Genomic DNA, 15,518 nt, shown 5'->3' with positions numbered 1-15,518 from the left:
ATAAATTGTTGCTTCTAAAGTAGAGGAAGTAATTAAGGAGGAAAATAAATGGCACGTTTATTTGGTACTGATGGTGTTCGTGGTGTAGCGAACGTAGAACTGACTCCGGAGCTGGCTTTCAAACTGGGCTATGCTGCGGCAAAATATTTTGGCAGAGAAGTTTCCTGTCCCAAGATTATTATTGGCAGGGATACCCGTCGTAGCGGACAAATGCTGGAAAGCGCTTTGGCTGCAGGTATCTGCAGTGCAGGCGGTAATGCTCATCTGTTGGGCGTAATGCCCACTCCTGCAGTTTCTTTCCTTACTTCTGTAGTAAAGGCTAACGCAGGTGTAGTTATTTCTGCTTCCCATAATCCTTTTGAAGATAATGGTATCAAATTCTTCTCCCAAACCGGTCACAAGCTGCCGGACGCAGTAGAGGATGAAATTGCTGCTATTGTAGAAACTCCTATTGACTACAGCAACGCTGTAAGCGGCAGCAGTGTAGGCTGCATTGTTTACGAAAAGAACTTGGCAGAGCTGTACATCAAACATATTCTCAGCACTGCTTATGTAAAACTCAATGGTTTGAAAGTTGTTATGGACTGCTCCAATGGCGCTAACAGTGAAATTGCACCGATTATTCTGCGCAGCCTTGGCGCTGAAGTAGTAACTATCTTCAACGAACCCAACGGTATCAACATCAACAATGGCTGTGGTTCCACCCATTTGGAAGCGCTGCAGAAAAAAGTTGTGGAAGTAGGCGCTAATGTGGGTATCGCTAATGATGGCGACGCTGACCGTTGCTTGGCAGTGGACGAAAACGGCGAAGCTCTTGACGGCGACCAAATCATGCTGATTTGCGCATTGGAACAAATGAAACGCCATAAGCTTAACGACAATATGCTGGTTGTAACCGTAATGAGCAACGTAGGCCTGCACCAAGCTATGAAGGCTCACGGTGGCAAGACCTGCAAGACCGCTGTAGGCGATCGCTACGTTTTGGAAGAAATGCTCAAAAACAACTATTCCTTGGGCGGTGAACAATCCGGTCATATTATCTTCTCCGAATATGCTAAAACAGGCGACGGTATCTTGACTGCTGTACAACTGTTGTGCGCTATGGTTAAGAACAACAAGCCTCTGTCCGAAATGGGCAAAGTAATGACTAAGTTCCCCCAAGTCCTGCTGAACGTACGCGTAAAGAATAAAAACGGCTGGGAAGAAAAAGCTGCTATCCAAGAGGTTATAAAAAAATATCAAGAAGAGTTGGGCGATAACGGCCAAATCCTGGTACGTGCCAGCGGCACCGAGCCTTTAATCCGCATTATGGCAGAAGGACCTAAGCAAGACCGCTTGGAAGAAATCGCCAGCGCTATTGCCGATGTGGTTGTAGCAGAACTTGCTTAAAATTATTTAAACTTTTTTCAAAAAAGTTGTTGACAAATCCATGTAGATACAGTATAATCTTATTCGTTGCTGAGATACAGCAACAACCCAAAGTTGTCGGGGCGTGGCTCAGTTTGGTAGAGCGCTTCCTTGGGGTGGAAGAGGTCGTGGGTTCGAATCCCGCCGCTCCGACCATGTCGGATCTATAGCCTTAACGTATACGTTAAGGCTTTTTTTCATATTCAAATTTGGAGGAATTGCACATGATTCGTACCTTGGACATTGTTTGCAGCGAATGCGGTGAGGCTTTTGTGCCCGGTGAAAAGCTGTACTATCGTGATAATTATATGGCTACCAGTATCCGCGATACTAAATTTATCTGTCCTGCCTGCATTGCCAAGTGGGAAGCTAAGTGGCAGATTAAAGATGCATCCTTTAATGAAAAGGACTACGTGCTGACTGTGGACATCGAATTGGAGGATGGCAGCTTCTATGAGCACATGGACTGCACACCTTTGGACGAAACGGAAACCGTAGTCGTAGGCGAAGACATCCCTGTAGCGGCACAACGCCGTCTGTACGAGATTTACGCAGCGTGGGATAGGGAGCGCAAAGCTCATTACTTAAAGGACTGCATTTTCACTGATGAATTTATGCGTACTTCCTTTACCTGTGAAACTTATGGCGGGGAAAAATTTGATAATGTTGCTTTCCGCGTAACCATGCGCGGTGAGCTGCAGACGGAAATTCCTGTGCCTGATTATATTAAAAAGCAGATTTTAGAGGCTTATAAGCTGTATGAAGCCCAAAACATGGATGAGACTATTGAGGATTGATAGGGGGACAACATGAGCGAAGAATTATTAGAAAAGATTGAGAAACGTCGCACCTTTGCGATTATTTCCCACCCTGACGCAGGTAAAACTACTTTGACAGAAAAATTGCTGCTTTACGGCGGAGCTATTCACTTGGCAGGTTCTGTTAAGGCACGCAAAAGCAATAAGCATGCTGTATCCGACTGGATGGAGATTGAAAAGCAGCGCGGTATTTCTGTAACTTCCTCTGTGCTTCAGTTCGATTATGACGGCTACCGCGTCAATATTTTGGACACCCCCGGTCACCAAGACTTCTCTGAGGATACTTATCGTACCTTGATGGCTGCGGACAGCGCTGTTATGCTGATTGATGCTGCTAAAGGCGTGGAACCGCAGACTAAGAAGCTGTTCTGGGTTTGCCACCGCCGTCATCTGCCCATCTTTACTTTTGTTAACAAATTGGACCGCTACGGCCGCAATCCCTTCGATTTGATGGATGAATTGGAAAAAGTGCTGAACATCCGCGCTTATCCCATTAACTGGCCCATTGGTATTGATGGTCATTACAAAGGCGTGTACAACCGCTTGGAAAATACCATTGAATTGTTTGAAGACGACACCAGCCATGGTTCTAATAAACTGAAATCCACCACCGGTTCTTTGGACGACCCCAAGATTAAAGAATTGTTGGGCGACGACTTGTATGAAAACCTGTGCAATGATATTGAACTGCTGGATATGGCAGGGGATGAGTTTGATCTTGAGAAGGTTAATGAGGGCGAACTGACTCCCATGTTCTTCGGTAGTGCTATGACCAACTTTGGCGTGCAGGCATTTTTAGAAAAATTCTTGGAATTGTCTCCTAAGCCACAGCCCCGCGCGCTGCAAGATGGTACAATGATTACACCGGATAACGAAAAATTCTCTGCTTTCGTTTTCAAAATCCAAGCTAACATGAACCCTGCCCATCGTGACAGAATTTCCTTCATGCGTATTTGTTCCGGCGAATTTGAAAAGGGCATGTCTGTATACCATAAGCAGTCCGGCAAACTGGTAAAATTGGCGCAACCCCAACAATTCCTGGCGCAGGAACGTACCATTGTTGAAAAAGCTTATCCCGGTGATATTATCGGCGTGTTCGATCCCGGTATCTTCGGCATTGGTGACTCCTTGAGCGATAACAGCTTAAAGCTGCAATTTGAAGATTTCCCCGTATTCCCGCCGGAAATTTTCGCTCGCGTACAGCCTAAGGATTCCTTAAAGCGCAAACAATTTGAAAAAGGCATCATCCAACTTTCCCAAGAAGGTGCAATCCAAGTCTTCCGTCAAGAAGGCGTAGGCTTGGAAAGCTACATCGTCGGCGTAGTCGGCGTATTGCAATTGGAGGTATTGGAATACCGCCTGCTCAACGAATACAGTGCGCAACTGCTGATGAACCAGCTGCCTTATTCCGTAGCCCGCTGGGTATACGCTGAAGACAAGAAGCTGATTGAAAATATCAAGGGTCTGGACAATGGTATGCTTGTTTATGACAAGAAGGACCGCCCTGTTATTTTGGTTAACAATGAATGGTCCCTGAATTGGATTTTGGATCGCAACCCCGGTATTCAGTTCTTAACGGTACCTGCAGATGTTGAAAGAATCTAAGGAGCCCAACAGCTCTATTTTTACAAAACTAAAATTTAATACGAAGTTTTCCCTTTCCCAGCAAATCGTTATTTTGATTACACTGGTAGTGTGCGTTGCGTTGCTGCCTGCATCCTTGTTTACTACCTACAAGGTTTCTAGGGTGGTCTATGACCGCGTCAGCATTAATGCAGTCAGCATTAACAACATCCTCTGTAATTCTGACGAAATTAAACGGGGACTACAGGTTTACAGCACGGTAGAGATTGAATCTGCCAATGAGCTTATGGGTAGCTATGTCAATGACGTAGATCATTCGGACGAGGCGGGCGTAGCTATTTATGACCGCTACCGCAGGCTACGGGTAATGTATAACCCGGGCAAGCTGCCTAACTTCGCACCTCGGGCGCAGGTCTTGGTAGACAAGTACGCTCCGTTGAATGAAATTGGCTGGAAGGAAAACTACGCTATACCTAATCAAGCCTTTGGCTTCGTGCGCAATGATAATGGCGAAACCATTGGCTACGTTGTTACAGGTTATTCCGATGACTTGCTCAACAAGTCCACTTTGGATGCAGTTATGTTTCTGCTGATTTTGGTAACCTTGGGCTTATTGGTGGGCATTTTTGGCGCCATCTTCCTAGCAGGACGCATTAAAAAGGTTCTCTTTGGCTACGAGCCCGAAGAAATCGCACGTCTGCTGCAGGAACGCAACGTCATTTTGGACTCTGTACGTGAAGGCATTATCAACGTTAACAGCAATGGTGTTATCACCGTGGTTAATTTTGAAGCCCATAATCTGCTGACGCAGGCGGGTATTGCTGACTGCGATAATTTGTGCGGCAGATCTGCTAAAGATGTATTCAAGACAGTTCCGTTGGATGCTATTATTAAAGGCGGCAAGACTGTTGTCGATGCATCTGTAAAGGTTGGCTCTATTCTCTTCATTATCACTGCAGTACCTTTGATTGGTGAAAAGAAGATTTTGGGTGCTGTTATCACCTTCCGTAAAAAATCCGTGGTAGAGGAAATGGCCAACCAGCTGACAGGCTTTAAAAATTATGCTACCGCTTTGCGCGCCCAAACCCACGAGTTTATGAATAAGATGCACGTCATTATGGGCTTGATTAATATGAAAGCCTATGACGAGTTGAAAAAATATACCCAAGAGATTGCCAATAATAGGCAGTCCGAGGTATCCTTTATCGTTACTCGATTGAAGGATATTACTTTGTCAGGTTTCATTTTAGGCAAGATCAGCCGCAGTCGTGAGCTGGAGATTGATTTCAGCCTGACGGAAGAAAGCGAGCTCCATGGCGAGCTGTACGTTCCTTCCGTCCATGACATTGTACTGATTGCCGGAAATCTGATTGAAAATGCTTTTGATGCTTTAAAAAACTTTGACGGCGAAAGAATTGTCAACTTGACCATTCTGGACTTTGATAAGGAAATAGTCATTGTGGTGGAGGATTCCGGACCCGGTATGGATGAAGAAACAATGGGCAAGATTTTCCAACGCGGTTTCTCTAGCAAGGGTGTGGAAGGACATGGTTTTGGCTTGTTCCTAGCACGTCAAAGTATAGAAAACTTAAATGGTACTATTACTGTAGAGTCTGCGCCCGGTGAAGGTGCTACCTTTACTGTGCGCCTGCCTGTGAAGAAGGATGGTGATTGAGATGATCAATGTATTAGTTGTTGAAGATGATCCCATGGTTGCTCATCTGCATGAGCATTATATCAGCCAAGTAAAAGGCTTTAAGCTGTGCGATGTTGCCAATAATGGTGAAAAAGCTTTAAAGTTGTTGGAGCAGAATGACTATGATTTGCTGATTCTTGACATCTTTATGCCTACTATGGATGGCTTGCAGCTTTTGGCGAAGATTCGTGAAAAACTTTATGATGTGGACGTAATCGTGGTTTCTGCTGCCAATGATAAGGACAAGATTAAGCAAGCGCTGCGCTTGGGTGCAGTAGATTACATTATCAAGCCCTTTGAGTTCGAGCGTTTCCATTTGGCTATGAATAATTACCAACGCCGTCGCCATATTGTGGAGGAGCAGAACATTATCGAGCAGTCTGATTTGGATCAGACCATCGTCCGCCACGAACCACAAACAGCGGTTAGTCTGCCCAAGGGCTTGGACAAGAATACTTTGGGAACTGTGTGGGAGTGCATCCGTCAGATTGACGGCATGTTTACTACGGAGGAAGTGGCTGCCATGGTGGGCATTTCCCGTGTTTCTATCCGTAAGTATTTGGAGTTTTTAAAATCACTGCATCTGCTGAAACTGGATCTGCATCGCGGGTCCGTAGGCAGACCTGTATATAAGTATTTGTGCCTTGATAAGGAAAGCAATGTTCTGAAGGCATATATTCAATAAAGAGAGGCTAGGAAGATGATTGAGCCGATAAAGATTTTGGGCGTACCTGTCCATGCCTTGACCATGCAGGAGTCCGTAGAATATTTAGAAGGACGACTGCAGGCAGGTGAGCAGACCTTTGTGGTTACTGCCAATGCAGAAATCATTATGATGTGTCAACAGGATGCGTCCTACAATAAAATAATCAGCGAGGATGCCCAACTGGTGCTGCCCGATGGCGCAGGCGCTGTATGGGCAGGCCGTCACTTGGGTTATAAGGTGCCTGAACGTGTGGCAGGTTTTGACTTATACTGCAACTTGTTGGCTGCAGCAGCGCAAAAAGGCTACAAATCCTATTTCTTTGGCGGTGCTCCCGGTGTTGCGGAGGCAGCAAAGGCTAAGGCGGAAGAGCTTTATCCTGGCGTGCAGGTAGTAGGCTGTCACAACGGCTATTTTACTGAGGCCGAAGTGCCGGAGATTATTGCAGCCATCAACGCTTCCGGTGCGGATATGCTTTTTGTAGCTTTGGGCGCACCTAAGCAGGAAAAATGGCTGGTAGAACATCGTGAGCAGCTCAAGCCCCGTATTTTAATGGGCATTGGTGGCAGCTTTGACGTATTGGCAGGCAAAATGGAGCGTGCTCCCAAATGGATGCAGGAGGCGTCCTTGGAGTGGGCGTTCCGCCTTTACAAACAGCCCAGCCGCTTTATGCGCATGATGGCACTGCCTAAATTCGTGCTCAAGGTTATGTTCAGCGGTAAATAATTTTACAGAAAGGCGCTTGCTTTTTCTGCGTCTTTGTGTTAAATATTTAACGGTTATCATGGACAAAAATAATAAGCTGTATTATAATAAAGTGATGGTAAAGCGTAATTGATGGCTTCCATCACTTTTTCTATGTGATAGATTTTTGCAATCCCCGAGAAAGCGAGGCTGTATATGTTTATTGTAAAAGATGGGTACTATTATGTAATAGGGTCTCTGGTTTTGGCTGCTATTGTGTATTATTTCTTTGGTGCCGTGTGGGCAGTAATCCCTGTTGTTCTGGCGTTGTATTTCGCGTATTTCTTCCGCGATTTCCATCGTGTAACTCCCTATGACCCCAATGTACTCTACTCCCCTGCGGATGGTACGGTTATGGGTGTGGAGGAAATTTTTGATGATGAATATCTCAATGAGCCTGCCTTGAAGCTGACAATCTTCCTGTCCGTTTTCAATGTGCATACTAACCGCAGTCCCTTGGATGGCGAAATTAAATACCAACGTTACACTTGCGGTCAGTTTGTGCCTGCTTATGAAAAATCTGCTTCCTTCGAGAACGAGCGCCATGCAATCGGGGTAGATAATGGCAGATTCCGTTTCTTGGTAATCCAAGTTGCCGGCCTCTTGGCACGCCGTATTGTGTCTTGGGTAACTGTAGGTCATCAGCTGAAACAGGGCGAAACCTACGGCATGATTAAGTTCGGCTCCAGCACTGAGCTGATTGTTCCACGTAATGTGGAAATTTGCGTAAAAAAAGGCCAGTCCGTTGTTGGCGGTATTACTGTGGTGGGGAGGATTAAAGAATAATGAATTGGCGTCGTTTGGTTCCCAATAGCATTAGCTCTGCCAGCTTGATTTTTGGCGTGCTTTCTATTTTTAAGACTATCGAGGGTGATTTTTTCTATGCCCCGTTGTTTATTGTTATTGCTGTAATTTTTGACTCCTTGGATGGTCGCGCAGCCAGAGCTTTAGGTGTTGGTGGTGGCGATTTCGGCAAGGAGATGGACTCCCTGTGCGATATGTGCTCCTTCGGTGTAGCTCCTGCTATTATGATTTATCAGTTCGGTATGCAGGATTTGGGCTTGGTTGGTCAAGTTGTTGCAGGTCTTTTTGCTGTAGGCGGCTGCCTGCGCTTGGCGCGCTTTAACTGCAATACCGGTGTGGTCCATGGCTATTTCCAAGGTATGCCTATTCCTGCAGGCGCTTGCTTCCTTGCTGCCTATGCACTGAGCGGCTATACCTTCAGCCCTATGATTGTGGCTGCTATGACTTTGGTTATTGCTGTTATCATGTACAGCGAAGTTAAATATCCTGATTTCAAAGGCAAAGGCAATCCCATGTACAAGGTGCCTGTGCTGATTGCTGTGGTTATTGGCGCTGTAATGCTGTTCCAACGTCCGGGTGCATGGCCTTTTGTGGCATTGTTCACCTATACTATGGCTGGCATTATCAACCATATTTATCGTGCTGCCACCGGTAAAAACAACTAACTGCCCGATGTGCTGAAATTTTGGAGTAAAGGAGTTTTTTCATGTTTAATACATACGCTGATATAATCATGATCCCTTTGCAGCTGTTGATTATATTCTTTACGCTCTATTATTTCTTCGTATCTTGGTTCGGCCTTTTCGGTAAGAAGAAAGAAGTTAAAATTTACGACGAAAGTAAAACCTTCGCCTTGATTGCCTGCGCCCATAATGAACAGGCCGTTATTGCTCAATTAGTAGATAATTTAAAACGCTTGAACTATAATGATGCGTTGTATGATATTTTTGTAGTTGCCGATAACTGCGATGATAAGACTGCTGAAGTAGCCCGCAAAGCAGGCGCCCTTGTTCACGAACGCTTTAGTGAAGAAGGCCGCGGTAAAGGCTTTGCTATGGCATGGATGTTTGACAGGCTCTTTAAAATGGAGCGTCAGTATGACGCCGTGTGCATTTTTGATGCGGATAATCTGGTGCATCCGGACTTTCTGCGGGAGATGAATAGCCGTCTGTGCAATGGCGAGCGCATTATCCAAGCTTATATCGATGCCAAAAACCCGACGGATACTTGGGTCAGCGGTGTGTTCGCCATTTCCTTCTGGATTGTTAACCATGTGTGGAGCTTAGCGAAATACAATATGGGGTTGAGCTGCTGTTTGGGCGGTACGGGCATGTGCTTTGATATGGAAGTGCTGAAACGCTATCCTTGGCGTGCTACCTGCCTGACCGAAGATATGGAGTTTACCATTCAAGCAATGATGGAAGGCATTCCCACTACTTGGGCTCATGATGCCATTATTTATGACGAAAAGCCTTTGACCTTTATGCAGAGCTGGAACCAACGTAAACGTTGGTCTCAAGGTCACTTTGACGTTGCTGATAGATATTTGATCCCCATGATTAAGAAGGCGATTAAAGAGCGAAATATCGTGATGTTGGACTGTTCCGTTAACTTAATCCAGCCCTATTTCCTCATGATTTCCACCTGCTTTATCCTGCTCAGCTATGTCTACAATTTCTATCCCTTCTATACCAATATTCTCTATTTGATTATTCCTATGGAAGTGTGGACTATTGTAGGTATCGGCCAATATATTTTCCCGGTAGCTGTACTGTGGAAGATTAGAGCATCCTTTAAGTCTTGGTTGTACCTGCTATTGTACCCCTTGTTTATTTACAGTTGGGTGCCCATCACTGCTTTGGGTTGGTGGCACCGCAAGGAACACGATTGGTGCCACACCTTGCACACCCGCAGCATCAGCTTTGATGATGTAATTATTCCCGAGGACGCAGTTAACGATGGTCCTAAGGAAGTAGTCTTCGCGAAAGATAAAAAGTAAATAAGTAGTTTTAGAGCTCCGTAGCATTAGCTGCGGAGCTTTTTTTGCTACCATTTTTAGGAAAATTTTACTGGGACATGGGGTTGTCCTTCAGATATGGTATTTTTATAGCAACACAAAAAGTGTTAACGAGTTTAGTAATGATGTGTGTTGTAAAGGAGCGTTTGAAAATGGTTTTAATTGGTTTACTGTTTACTGTTGTAGGCATGATTGTTTTAGTAGGAGATTTCTTCTTTGGTTGGATGGTTTTTGGTAAATATACCACGATTATTGGTGCCTTGATGACAGGTATTGGCTACGCCATTGCAACTGACAAAGATAGTGAATAAGAGCAGATGGAGGTAAAGATTATGGATGAACAAAAGGTAATTGATGTGGAAACTGTGGAGCATGTAGAGGAAGCAAAGGACGAGGCGAAAAGCATTTACGAAGCTTTGGAAGAAGACATTATGAATGCCAAGCTGCCTGAAGGGGAGAAGACCAAACTGCTGTCTAAGTTGATTAAAAATCGCAGCAGACAGGTAAATATTATGCTGGTGGGCTCTACGGGCAGTGGTAAAAGTTCTACCATAAATGCTATGTTCAATATGGAGGTAGCTAAAGTTGGCGTGGGTGTGGACCCGGAAACAGCGGCGATTACCAAATATGAACTGGAAAATTTGATTATTTGGGATACTCCCGGTCTGGGGGACAGCATTGCTAAGGATAAGCAGATTACTAAGGCAATTATCGGGAAGCTTAATGAGGAAGATGCGGAGCACAAGCCTTTGATTGATCTGGTTGTAGTGGTAATGGATGCTGCATCTAAAGATTTGGGTACTTCCTATAAGCTTATCAATGATGTTTTGGTACCCTGCTTGGGCAATGAGGCATCCAAACGCATTTTGCTTGGCATTAACCAATCGGATGTTGCCATGAAGGGTAAACATTGGGATGCAGTAAAAAATGAGCCTGATACAGTGCTGTTGGAATTCTTGAAGAAGAAGGCTGCTTCCGTACAAGCGCGCATTAAGGAAGCAACGGATTTAGATATCGTGCCTATTTACTACTGCGCAGGTTACAAGGAAGAAGGTGGGGAGCAATGCAAACCCTATAATCTGACGAAGCTGCTTTACCATCTGTTGCTGTTAATTCCGCAGGAGAAACGTTTGGCACTGGTGGACAATATCAGGATGGAGAAAGATAATTGGACCCATGATGACCACGAGGAAGATTACATGGAGGCAACGGAGAAGACTTTTGGCGAAACTGTGCTGGATAGTTTATGGGATGGTGCAGAGTTTGGCGTGGAAGTGGGCGGCAAAGCGCTGGGCATTCCAGGCAAGCTTTTAGGCGGGCTTATGGGCGGTACTTTAGGCATCCTTCACGGCATCTTCCGTGCTTTTGGTAATGCGATGGAGTAGAGCGTTCGCCGAAAGTGGAGACGCGCAAAGTCAAGGACAAAGTCAATGAGTTTGAGATTAGATTTGAGCATGATGGAGGTGTAAAATGGGTTAGAGAGGTGATATCGGTGGCAATTAATGATACGGATTTGTTCAATAGCGTATACAAAGAAATAAGCGAGAAGCTGGGGATGGATACCGCTATTAACATTTACCATATGTTTAAGGGCCAGCAGATTAATTTTCCGGTACGCCTTTTTAACCCTGCCAAAATCCAAGAGCTTATCGTGAAGGAGTACGATGGTACTAATGTGAGAATGTTAGCGGTGAAATATAACTATTCGGAGAAAACGATAAGAAGGATTATTAGGGAAAGTGTAGAATATATGTAAAAGTATTAAAAACTAGTTTAAGTATGACAATATGTTTTCTAGTGGGCGTGGGGGGAAGATGATATGAGTAAAAAAGAAAATCTTACTAACGTAGCTATAGCTAGTGGAACTAATGAGATTATTCAAAGGTATGGCAGTGCTGCTAAAGAACATCTTGTTGCCTATTCTGGAAGTGATAATGAAGTTGGAAGAAGTTATAAGAGAAGCTTAAAATCTGTATCTGAACAAAAAATTAATCCTAAGTATAAGAATCAGAATTTAAAGCAACAAGCAGGTTTTTCTGCAGAAATAAAGGAAAGTGCCAATGCTAATGCTGAGTATATAATAAACAAATCGCCTAGACGAAAAATTAGAACTGACGATAATAATCCGTTGTATGATCATGTTGAAATAGACGGAAGTGGAAATATTATAGATGGCTCAGGATCGCAAATGAAGTTTGTGGGAAATAGTCCACAAAAAGCTCTTGATAGCATTATGTCAAAGAAATTTTCTAAATATCTAGATAATAATGCTAAGATTGAGGTGCCTTCAGATTATTATGATGGTATACTAGATGAGACTAATAAAAGAATTAGTGATTTAGAAAGACAACGAGCTAGACTTTTGAAAAATGGGAATGGCGAGAAAGCAAAACAGATATCAGAAAAAATTGATAAATATAATAAAATAAAAAAGAGTTTAAAAAAGAGCAGCGTGTCCACAAAAGAAGCTATGTTTGCTAGGCAACATCCAAAATTGTCTACAGCGAAAGATATTGTAAAAATTTCGCATAGAGCGGGAATGGAGGCTGTTGGCATCTCGGCGGCGATAGGGGGAAGTGTTTCTACAGTTCAAAATATAGTTGCTATATTTAAAGATGATAAGCCGGTAGACGAGGCGGTTAAGGATATCATAAAAGATACGGTCGTGTCTGGAGGTATAGGGTATGGAACAACATTTGCAAGTACAATAGTAAAAAGTACGATGCAGAATGCGAAATCTCAAACAATGAGATCTTTGTCTTCTACAAATTTGCCAGCAATGATAGTTACTACCACTATTACCTTTTCCAAGTCTGTTCATAAATACTTTAACGGTGAAATTACAGGAACTGAATTTCTTGAACAAGTTGGAGAGCAGGGGAGTGGAATGATAGCTTCTTCTATTGGTGCTACGATAGGGCAAGCTGTTATTCCGATACCTATTGTAGGAGGAATAATCGGTGGTATGATTGGTTATGCGTTATCCTCAGCTTGCTATGGAAATTTAATGAATTCCTTAAAAGAGGCGAAAGTAGCAAGGGAAGAACGTTTACTAATTGAAAAAATGTGTGAGGAACATAGAAAGCTTATTAGAGCTTATAGGGAAGAGCTCGAGAAAATTATACGAATATATTTAGAAGACCAAGCAAGAATTTTTCAGGAATCTTTTGATGGGATAAAGCAAGCTTTAGCTATAGGTGATATTGATGGGTACATTTCATATACAAATAGAATTACAAAAGCATTGGGAAAACAGGTCTTGTTTGAAAGTCAAGAAGAATGTGATAATTTGATGCTTAGCGGCATGACAATAAAAATTTAGATAAGTTTGTTTGAAACATTGACCTGATGGTCTTGATTTCGTCAATAATATTGATAAGGAGGAAAATATTATGCCTATACCATTTATTTTAGGAGGTTTAGCTCTTGCTGCAGCTGGTTATGGAGTGAAAAAAGGTATTGATGCAAAGGATGATCAAGATACTGCAAATCGGTTGAATGAATCTGCACAAGAAATTGTCGATAAGGCAACAAAACGGGCTAAGTCTAGCAGAACTAAGTGTAGTAATTCCATTCAGAAACTAGGTAATCAAAAAATTCAAGTGTTGAATGAGAGTGTTATTCCATTTATAGAAATTTTTAAGAAAATAAATAATATTGAATTAGAAGAATCTAGAGGGCTTGAAGAACTAAAAAAACTGAAGATAGATAAAAATTTTTTTGTAGAATTAAGGCAAATGGGTGATATGGCAAGTTCTCTTGCAGGTGGTATTGCTAGTGGAACGGCTATGGGGGCAGTTACAGCTTTTGGCGCATATGGTATTGCTGGCACACTTGGGGTCGCATCTACAGGTACTGCTATAGGTACTCTTACCGGGGCGGCAGCAACAAATGCAACATTAGCTTTTTTGGGCGGTGGAGCAATATCTGCCGGTGGATTAGGTATTGCTGGTGGTACAGCTGTATTAGGAGGATTAGTTGCTGGACCTGCGTTAGCAGTATTAGGAGCTTGCGCTGCTTCAAAGGCAGAGGCTAATAAAGAAAAGGCTTACGCGAACATTGCGAAAGCAAGAAGATTTGAAGAAGAAATGAATACTGTTGCAACGTTGTGTAATGGTATTGGGGCAAGGGCAAGATTGTTTGATAGGCTGTTAGCGCAACTAGATGAAATTTTTGTTTCTCAAACAAATGCATTAATTACTATTATTCAAAATACAGGTTGTGACTACAGAAAATATGATTTACAAGAAAAACAAGTAGTTGCTGGTAGTTTGTCTACTTTGACTTCTATAAAGGCTATTTTAGATACTCCTATTTTGAGTGAAAATGGAACGCTTACTCCAGAATCTCAACAAATTGCTCAAGCTACAGAAATGTTTTTGGCAGAGCACGAGGCATAACATTTATGTTTAAGTGTTCTAAGTGTGGTATATGCTGTAGAAATATTAACTTAGTGCCAGAACTCAAACAATTCGATTTGGGAAATGGTGTATGTATGCATTTGAAAGATAATGTCTGTGATATATATGAGAGTAGGCCAGATATATGCAGAGTTGATGTGATGTATAATAAGAAATATAGTATCTTATACACTCGAGAAGAGTTTTATCGCATGAATGAGATAGTATGTGAGATGCTAAAAACTCAGTCCTGATAATTGGGGGGAAAAATAAACTCTGTAAATTCCAAAACAAAGTCTTCCTAAACTAAAACAGGTCTCCTATGACATAGATTGCATCATAGGAGACCTAATTTTTCAACTTACAGTTTATTTCGTAATCTTAGCTACTATCCGTTTACGCCGGAATAGCCTTTACTTCTTCGATAGTGAGGGTTGTTGCCGCAGCAATGGCTTCATCACAAAATGACTTACTTTTTGAACGGGGAAAATTATTTTAGTTGATGGTGGTATCAATTCTGCGGAAACACTAATTCAATAGCATGTCCGACAACATACGAACCGTTTAACGAACATATTGTTGAAATTGATTATGCAAAGTGATATAATACAATAAAGTGCTACCAAGCGGTAGGCGGTTAGCCCTCTGAAACACAATTCCAGAGGGACTGTGACCCTCTGATGATATAGAAACTGCAGTATGCAGAATCTCTCAAAGGAGGGATACCCTGATGAGTATTGATACGTTTATAGGCATACTTAGCTTATGTGCTACCATGTTCGGATTGGGTTATACGATAGGTAAAAACCATTCTAATACACAAAAATAGCCGCCCCCACGCCAATGAAGAGCAGCTATTTTTATAGTTTGTAAATCTAGGGCTAACCGTCTATCGGTAGCACTTTTTTCTATAGATATTATACCATTTTTACAGGTTTTTTCAAGAAGCGAACTTACGAAAATTTGATTGACTGCTTATTTCCATTAAAACTAAAAAACTCTCCTATGGCTTGTATCACAATATTTAGCAACATTTCTTCTACAATAATTTTACTAAGACATATAGGTGTCCTCCATAACTGGTATTATATGTGCATAAAGCAGATCATCTGCAGGTGTGGTGGCGACCAGCCGCTGCTACTGCTAGATATGTTTAGCATAGTTTATGTAATATTAGATTGAAGTTATGGAGGTAGAAAGTATGTTACTAAAACTTCCCACATGAAAAATACTGCAAAAACACATTTTGCTCCTTGAAAACTCAATATTTCAGCTAATTTTAGCGCACCAAAATAGCCCGTTGAATATACAACGGTAATTTCTCAACAAATTCACTGACGTAATC

General features: G+C 42.6%; 15 protein-coding genes and 1 tRNA gene. All 16 read left to right on the top strand.

Annotated features, from left to right (window positions below; genetic code table 11):
* The first annotated feature begins 48 nt into the window (after nucleotides 1-48).
* Nucleotides 49-1,389: a phosphoglucosamine mutase gene (gene glmM, locus ACJMM4_RS09385; RefSeq protein WP_405384164.1), complete on the top strand. Its 1,341-nt coding sequence runs from the start codon at nucleotides 49-51 to the stop codon at nucleotides 1,387-1,389.
* Between the two features lie 97 nt (nucleotides 1,390-1,486).
* Nucleotides 1,487-1,563: transfer RNA gene (locus ACJMM4_RS09380), tRNA-Pro, on the top strand.
* A 68-nt stretch (nucleotides 1,564-1,631) separates the two neighbouring features.
* Nucleotides 1,632-2,204: a hypothetical protein gene (locus ACJMM4_RS09375; protein ID WP_405378514.1), complete on the top strand. Its 573-nt coding sequence runs from the start codon at nucleotides 1,632-1,634 to the stop codon at nucleotides 2,202-2,204.
* A 12-nt stretch (nucleotides 2,205-2,216) separates the two neighbouring features.
* Nucleotides 2,217-3,830 carry a peptide chain release factor 3 gene (locus ACJMM4_RS09370; RefSeq protein WP_405378516.1) on the top strand — a complete coding sequence of 538 codons (1,614 nt, stop codon included), beginning with the start codon at nucleotides 2,217-2,219 and terminating at the stop codon, nucleotides 3,828-3,830.
* On the top strand, nucleotides 3,814-5,484 hold the full coding sequence (locus ACJMM4_RS09365) for an ATP-binding protein (RefSeq protein ID WP_405384162.1): 1,671 nt from the start codon (nucleotides 3,814-3,816) through the stop codon (nucleotides 5,482-5,484). Before ACJMM4_RS09370 ends, ACJMM4_RS09365 begins: the two co-directional genes overlap by 17 nt.
* A 1-nt stretch (nucleotide 5,485) precedes the next feature.
* Nucleotides 5,486-6,190: a response regulator gene (locus tag ACJMM4_RS09360; protein ID WP_405384160.1), complete on the top strand. Its 705-nt coding sequence runs from the start codon at nucleotides 5,486-5,488 to the stop codon at nucleotides 6,188-6,190.
* A 15-nt stretch (nucleotides 6,191-6,205) separates the two neighbouring features.
* Nucleotides 6,206-6,934, top strand: coding sequence for a WecB/TagA/CpsF family glycosyltransferase (locus tag ACJMM4_RS09355; RefSeq protein ID WP_405378522.1), 729 nt, complete (start codon nucleotides 6,206-6,208; stop codon nucleotides 6,932-6,934).
* Nucleotides 6,935-7,108: 174 nt separating this feature from the next.
* Nucleotides 7,109-7,738 carry a phosphatidylserine decarboxylase gene (locus ACJMM4_RS09350; protein ID WP_405378524.1) on the top strand — a complete coding sequence of 210 codons (630 nt, stop codon included), beginning with the start codon at nucleotides 7,109-7,111 and terminating at the stop codon, nucleotides 7,736-7,738.
* Nucleotides 7,738-8,421, top strand: a complete 684-nt coding sequence (gene pssA, locus ACJMM4_RS09345) for a CDP-diacylglycerol--serine O-phosphatidyltransferase (RefSeq protein ID WP_405378526.1) — start codon at nucleotides 7,738-7,740, stop codon at nucleotides 8,419-8,421. Before ACJMM4_RS09350 ends, pssA begins: the two co-directional genes overlap by 1 nt.
* A gap of 41 nt (nucleotides 8,422-8,462) precedes the next feature.
* Nucleotides 8,463-9,755 (top strand): glycosyltransferase family 2 protein, encoded by a 1,293-nt coding sequence (locus ACJMM4_RS09340; RefSeq protein ID WP_405378528.1) that lies wholly within the window; start codon nucleotides 8,463-8,465, stop codon nucleotides 9,753-9,755.
* 140 nt (nucleotides 9,756-9,895) lie between these two features.
* Entirely contained in the window at nucleotides 9,896-10,084 is a 189-nt protein-coding gene (locus tag ACJMM4_RS09335) for a hypothetical protein (protein WP_405384158.1), read from the top strand.
* A 21-nt stretch (nucleotides 10,085-10,105) separates the two neighbouring features.
* Nucleotides 10,106-11,158 carry a GTPase family protein gene (locus ACJMM4_RS09330; RefSeq protein WP_405384156.1) on the top strand — a complete coding sequence of 351 codons (1,053 nt, stop codon included), beginning with the start codon at nucleotides 10,106-10,108 and terminating at the stop codon, nucleotides 11,156-11,158.
* A 107-nt stretch (nucleotides 11,159-11,265) separates the two neighbouring features.
* Nucleotides 11,266-11,529 carry a Mor transcription activator family protein gene (locus ACJMM4_RS09325; protein WP_405378534.1) on the top strand — a complete coding sequence of 88 codons (264 nt, stop codon included), beginning with the start codon at nucleotides 11,266-11,268 and terminating at the stop codon, nucleotides 11,527-11,529.
* A 63-nt stretch (nucleotides 11,530-11,592) separates the two neighbouring features.
* Nucleotides 11,593-13,095, top strand: coding sequence for a hypothetical protein (locus ACJMM4_RS09320; RefSeq protein ID WP_405378536.1), 1,503 nt, complete (start codon nucleotides 11,593-11,595; stop codon nucleotides 13,093-13,095).
* Between the two features lie 70 nt (nucleotides 13,096-13,165).
* The gene (locus tag ACJMM4_RS09315) at nucleotides 13,166-14,173 is read left to right on the top strand and encodes a hypothetical protein (protein WP_405378538.1); all 1,008 of its coding nucleotides are present in this window, start codon (nucleotides 13,166-13,168) and stop codon (nucleotides 14,171-14,173) included.
* 5 nt (nucleotides 14,174-14,178) lie between these two features.
* On the top strand, nucleotides 14,179-14,427 hold the full coding sequence (locus ACJMM4_RS09310; RefSeq protein WP_405378540.1) for a YkgJ family cysteine cluster protein: 249 nt from the start codon (nucleotides 14,179-14,181) through the stop codon (nucleotides 14,425-14,427).
* Nucleotides 14,428-15,518: the final 1,091 nt, after the last annotated feature.

This window comes from Phascolarctobacterium sp., from assembly GCF_045124115.1.
Taxonomy (GTDB): Bacteria; Bacillota; Negativicutes; order Acidaminococcales; family Acidaminococcaceae; genus Phascolarctobacterium_A.
This window is presented reverse-complemented; position numbering and strand designations above follow the sequence as displayed.

What these genes read in the sequence shown, in the direction of transcription:
- ACJMM4_RS09340 (WP_405378528.1), top strand. Translation starts at nt 8,463, where the DNA reads ATGTTTAATACATACGCTGATATAATCATGATCCCTTTGCAGCTGTTG.
- ACJMM4_RS09310 (WP_405378540.1), top strand. Translation starts at nt 14,179, where the DNA reads ATGTTTAAGTGTTCTAAGTGTGGTATATGCTGTAGAAATATTAACTTA.
- ACJMM4_RS09370 (WP_405378516.1), top strand. Translation starts at nt 2,217, where the DNA reads ATGAGCGAAGAATTATTAGAAAAGATTGAGAAACGTCGCACCTTTGCG.
- ACJMM4_RS09320 (WP_405378536.1), top strand. Translation starts at nt 11,593, where the DNA reads ATGAGTAAAAAAGAAAATCTTACTAACGTAGCTATAGCTAGTGGAACT.
- ACJMM4_RS09350 (WP_405378524.1), top strand. Translation starts at nt 7,109, where the DNA reads ATGTTTATTGTAAAAGATGGGTACTATTATGTAATAGGGTCTCTGGTT.
- ACJMM4_RS09365 (WP_405384162.1), top strand. Translation starts at nt 3,814, where the DNA reads ATGTTGAAAGAATCTAAGGAGCCCAACAGCTCTATTTTTACAAAACTA.
- ACJMM4_RS09375 (WP_405378514.1), top strand. Translation starts at nt 1,632, where the DNA reads ATGATTCGTACCTTGGACATTGTTTGCAGCGAATGCGGTGAGGCTTTT.
- ACJMM4_RS09330 (WP_405384156.1), top strand. Translation starts at nt 10,106, where the DNA reads ATGGATGAACAAAAGGTAATTGATGTGGAAACTGTGGAGCATGTAGAG.
- ACJMM4_RS09360 (WP_405384160.1), top strand. Translation starts at nt 5,486, where the DNA reads ATGATCAATGTATTAGTTGTTGAAGATGATCCCATGGTTGCTCATCTG.
- ACJMM4_RS09315 (WP_405378538.1), top strand. Translation starts at nt 13,166, where the DNA reads ATGCCTATACCATTTATTTTAGGAGGTTTAGCTCTTGCTGCAGCTGGT.
- pssA (WP_405378526.1), top strand. Translation starts at nt 7,738, where the DNA reads ATGAATTGGCGTCGTTTGGTTCCCAATAGCATTAGCTCTGCCAGCTTG.
- ACJMM4_RS09355 (WP_405378522.1), top strand. Translation starts at nt 6,206, where the DNA reads ATGATTGAGCCGATAAAGATTTTGGGCGTACCTGTCCATGCCTTGACC.
- ACJMM4_RS09335 (WP_405384158.1), top strand. Translation starts at nt 9,896, where the DNA reads ATGATGTGTGTTGTAAAGGAGCGTTTGAAAATGGTTTTAATTGGTTTA.
- glmM (WP_405384164.1), top strand. Translation starts at nt 49, where the DNA reads ATGGCACGTTTATTTGGTACTGATGGTGTTCGTGGTGTAGCGAACGTA.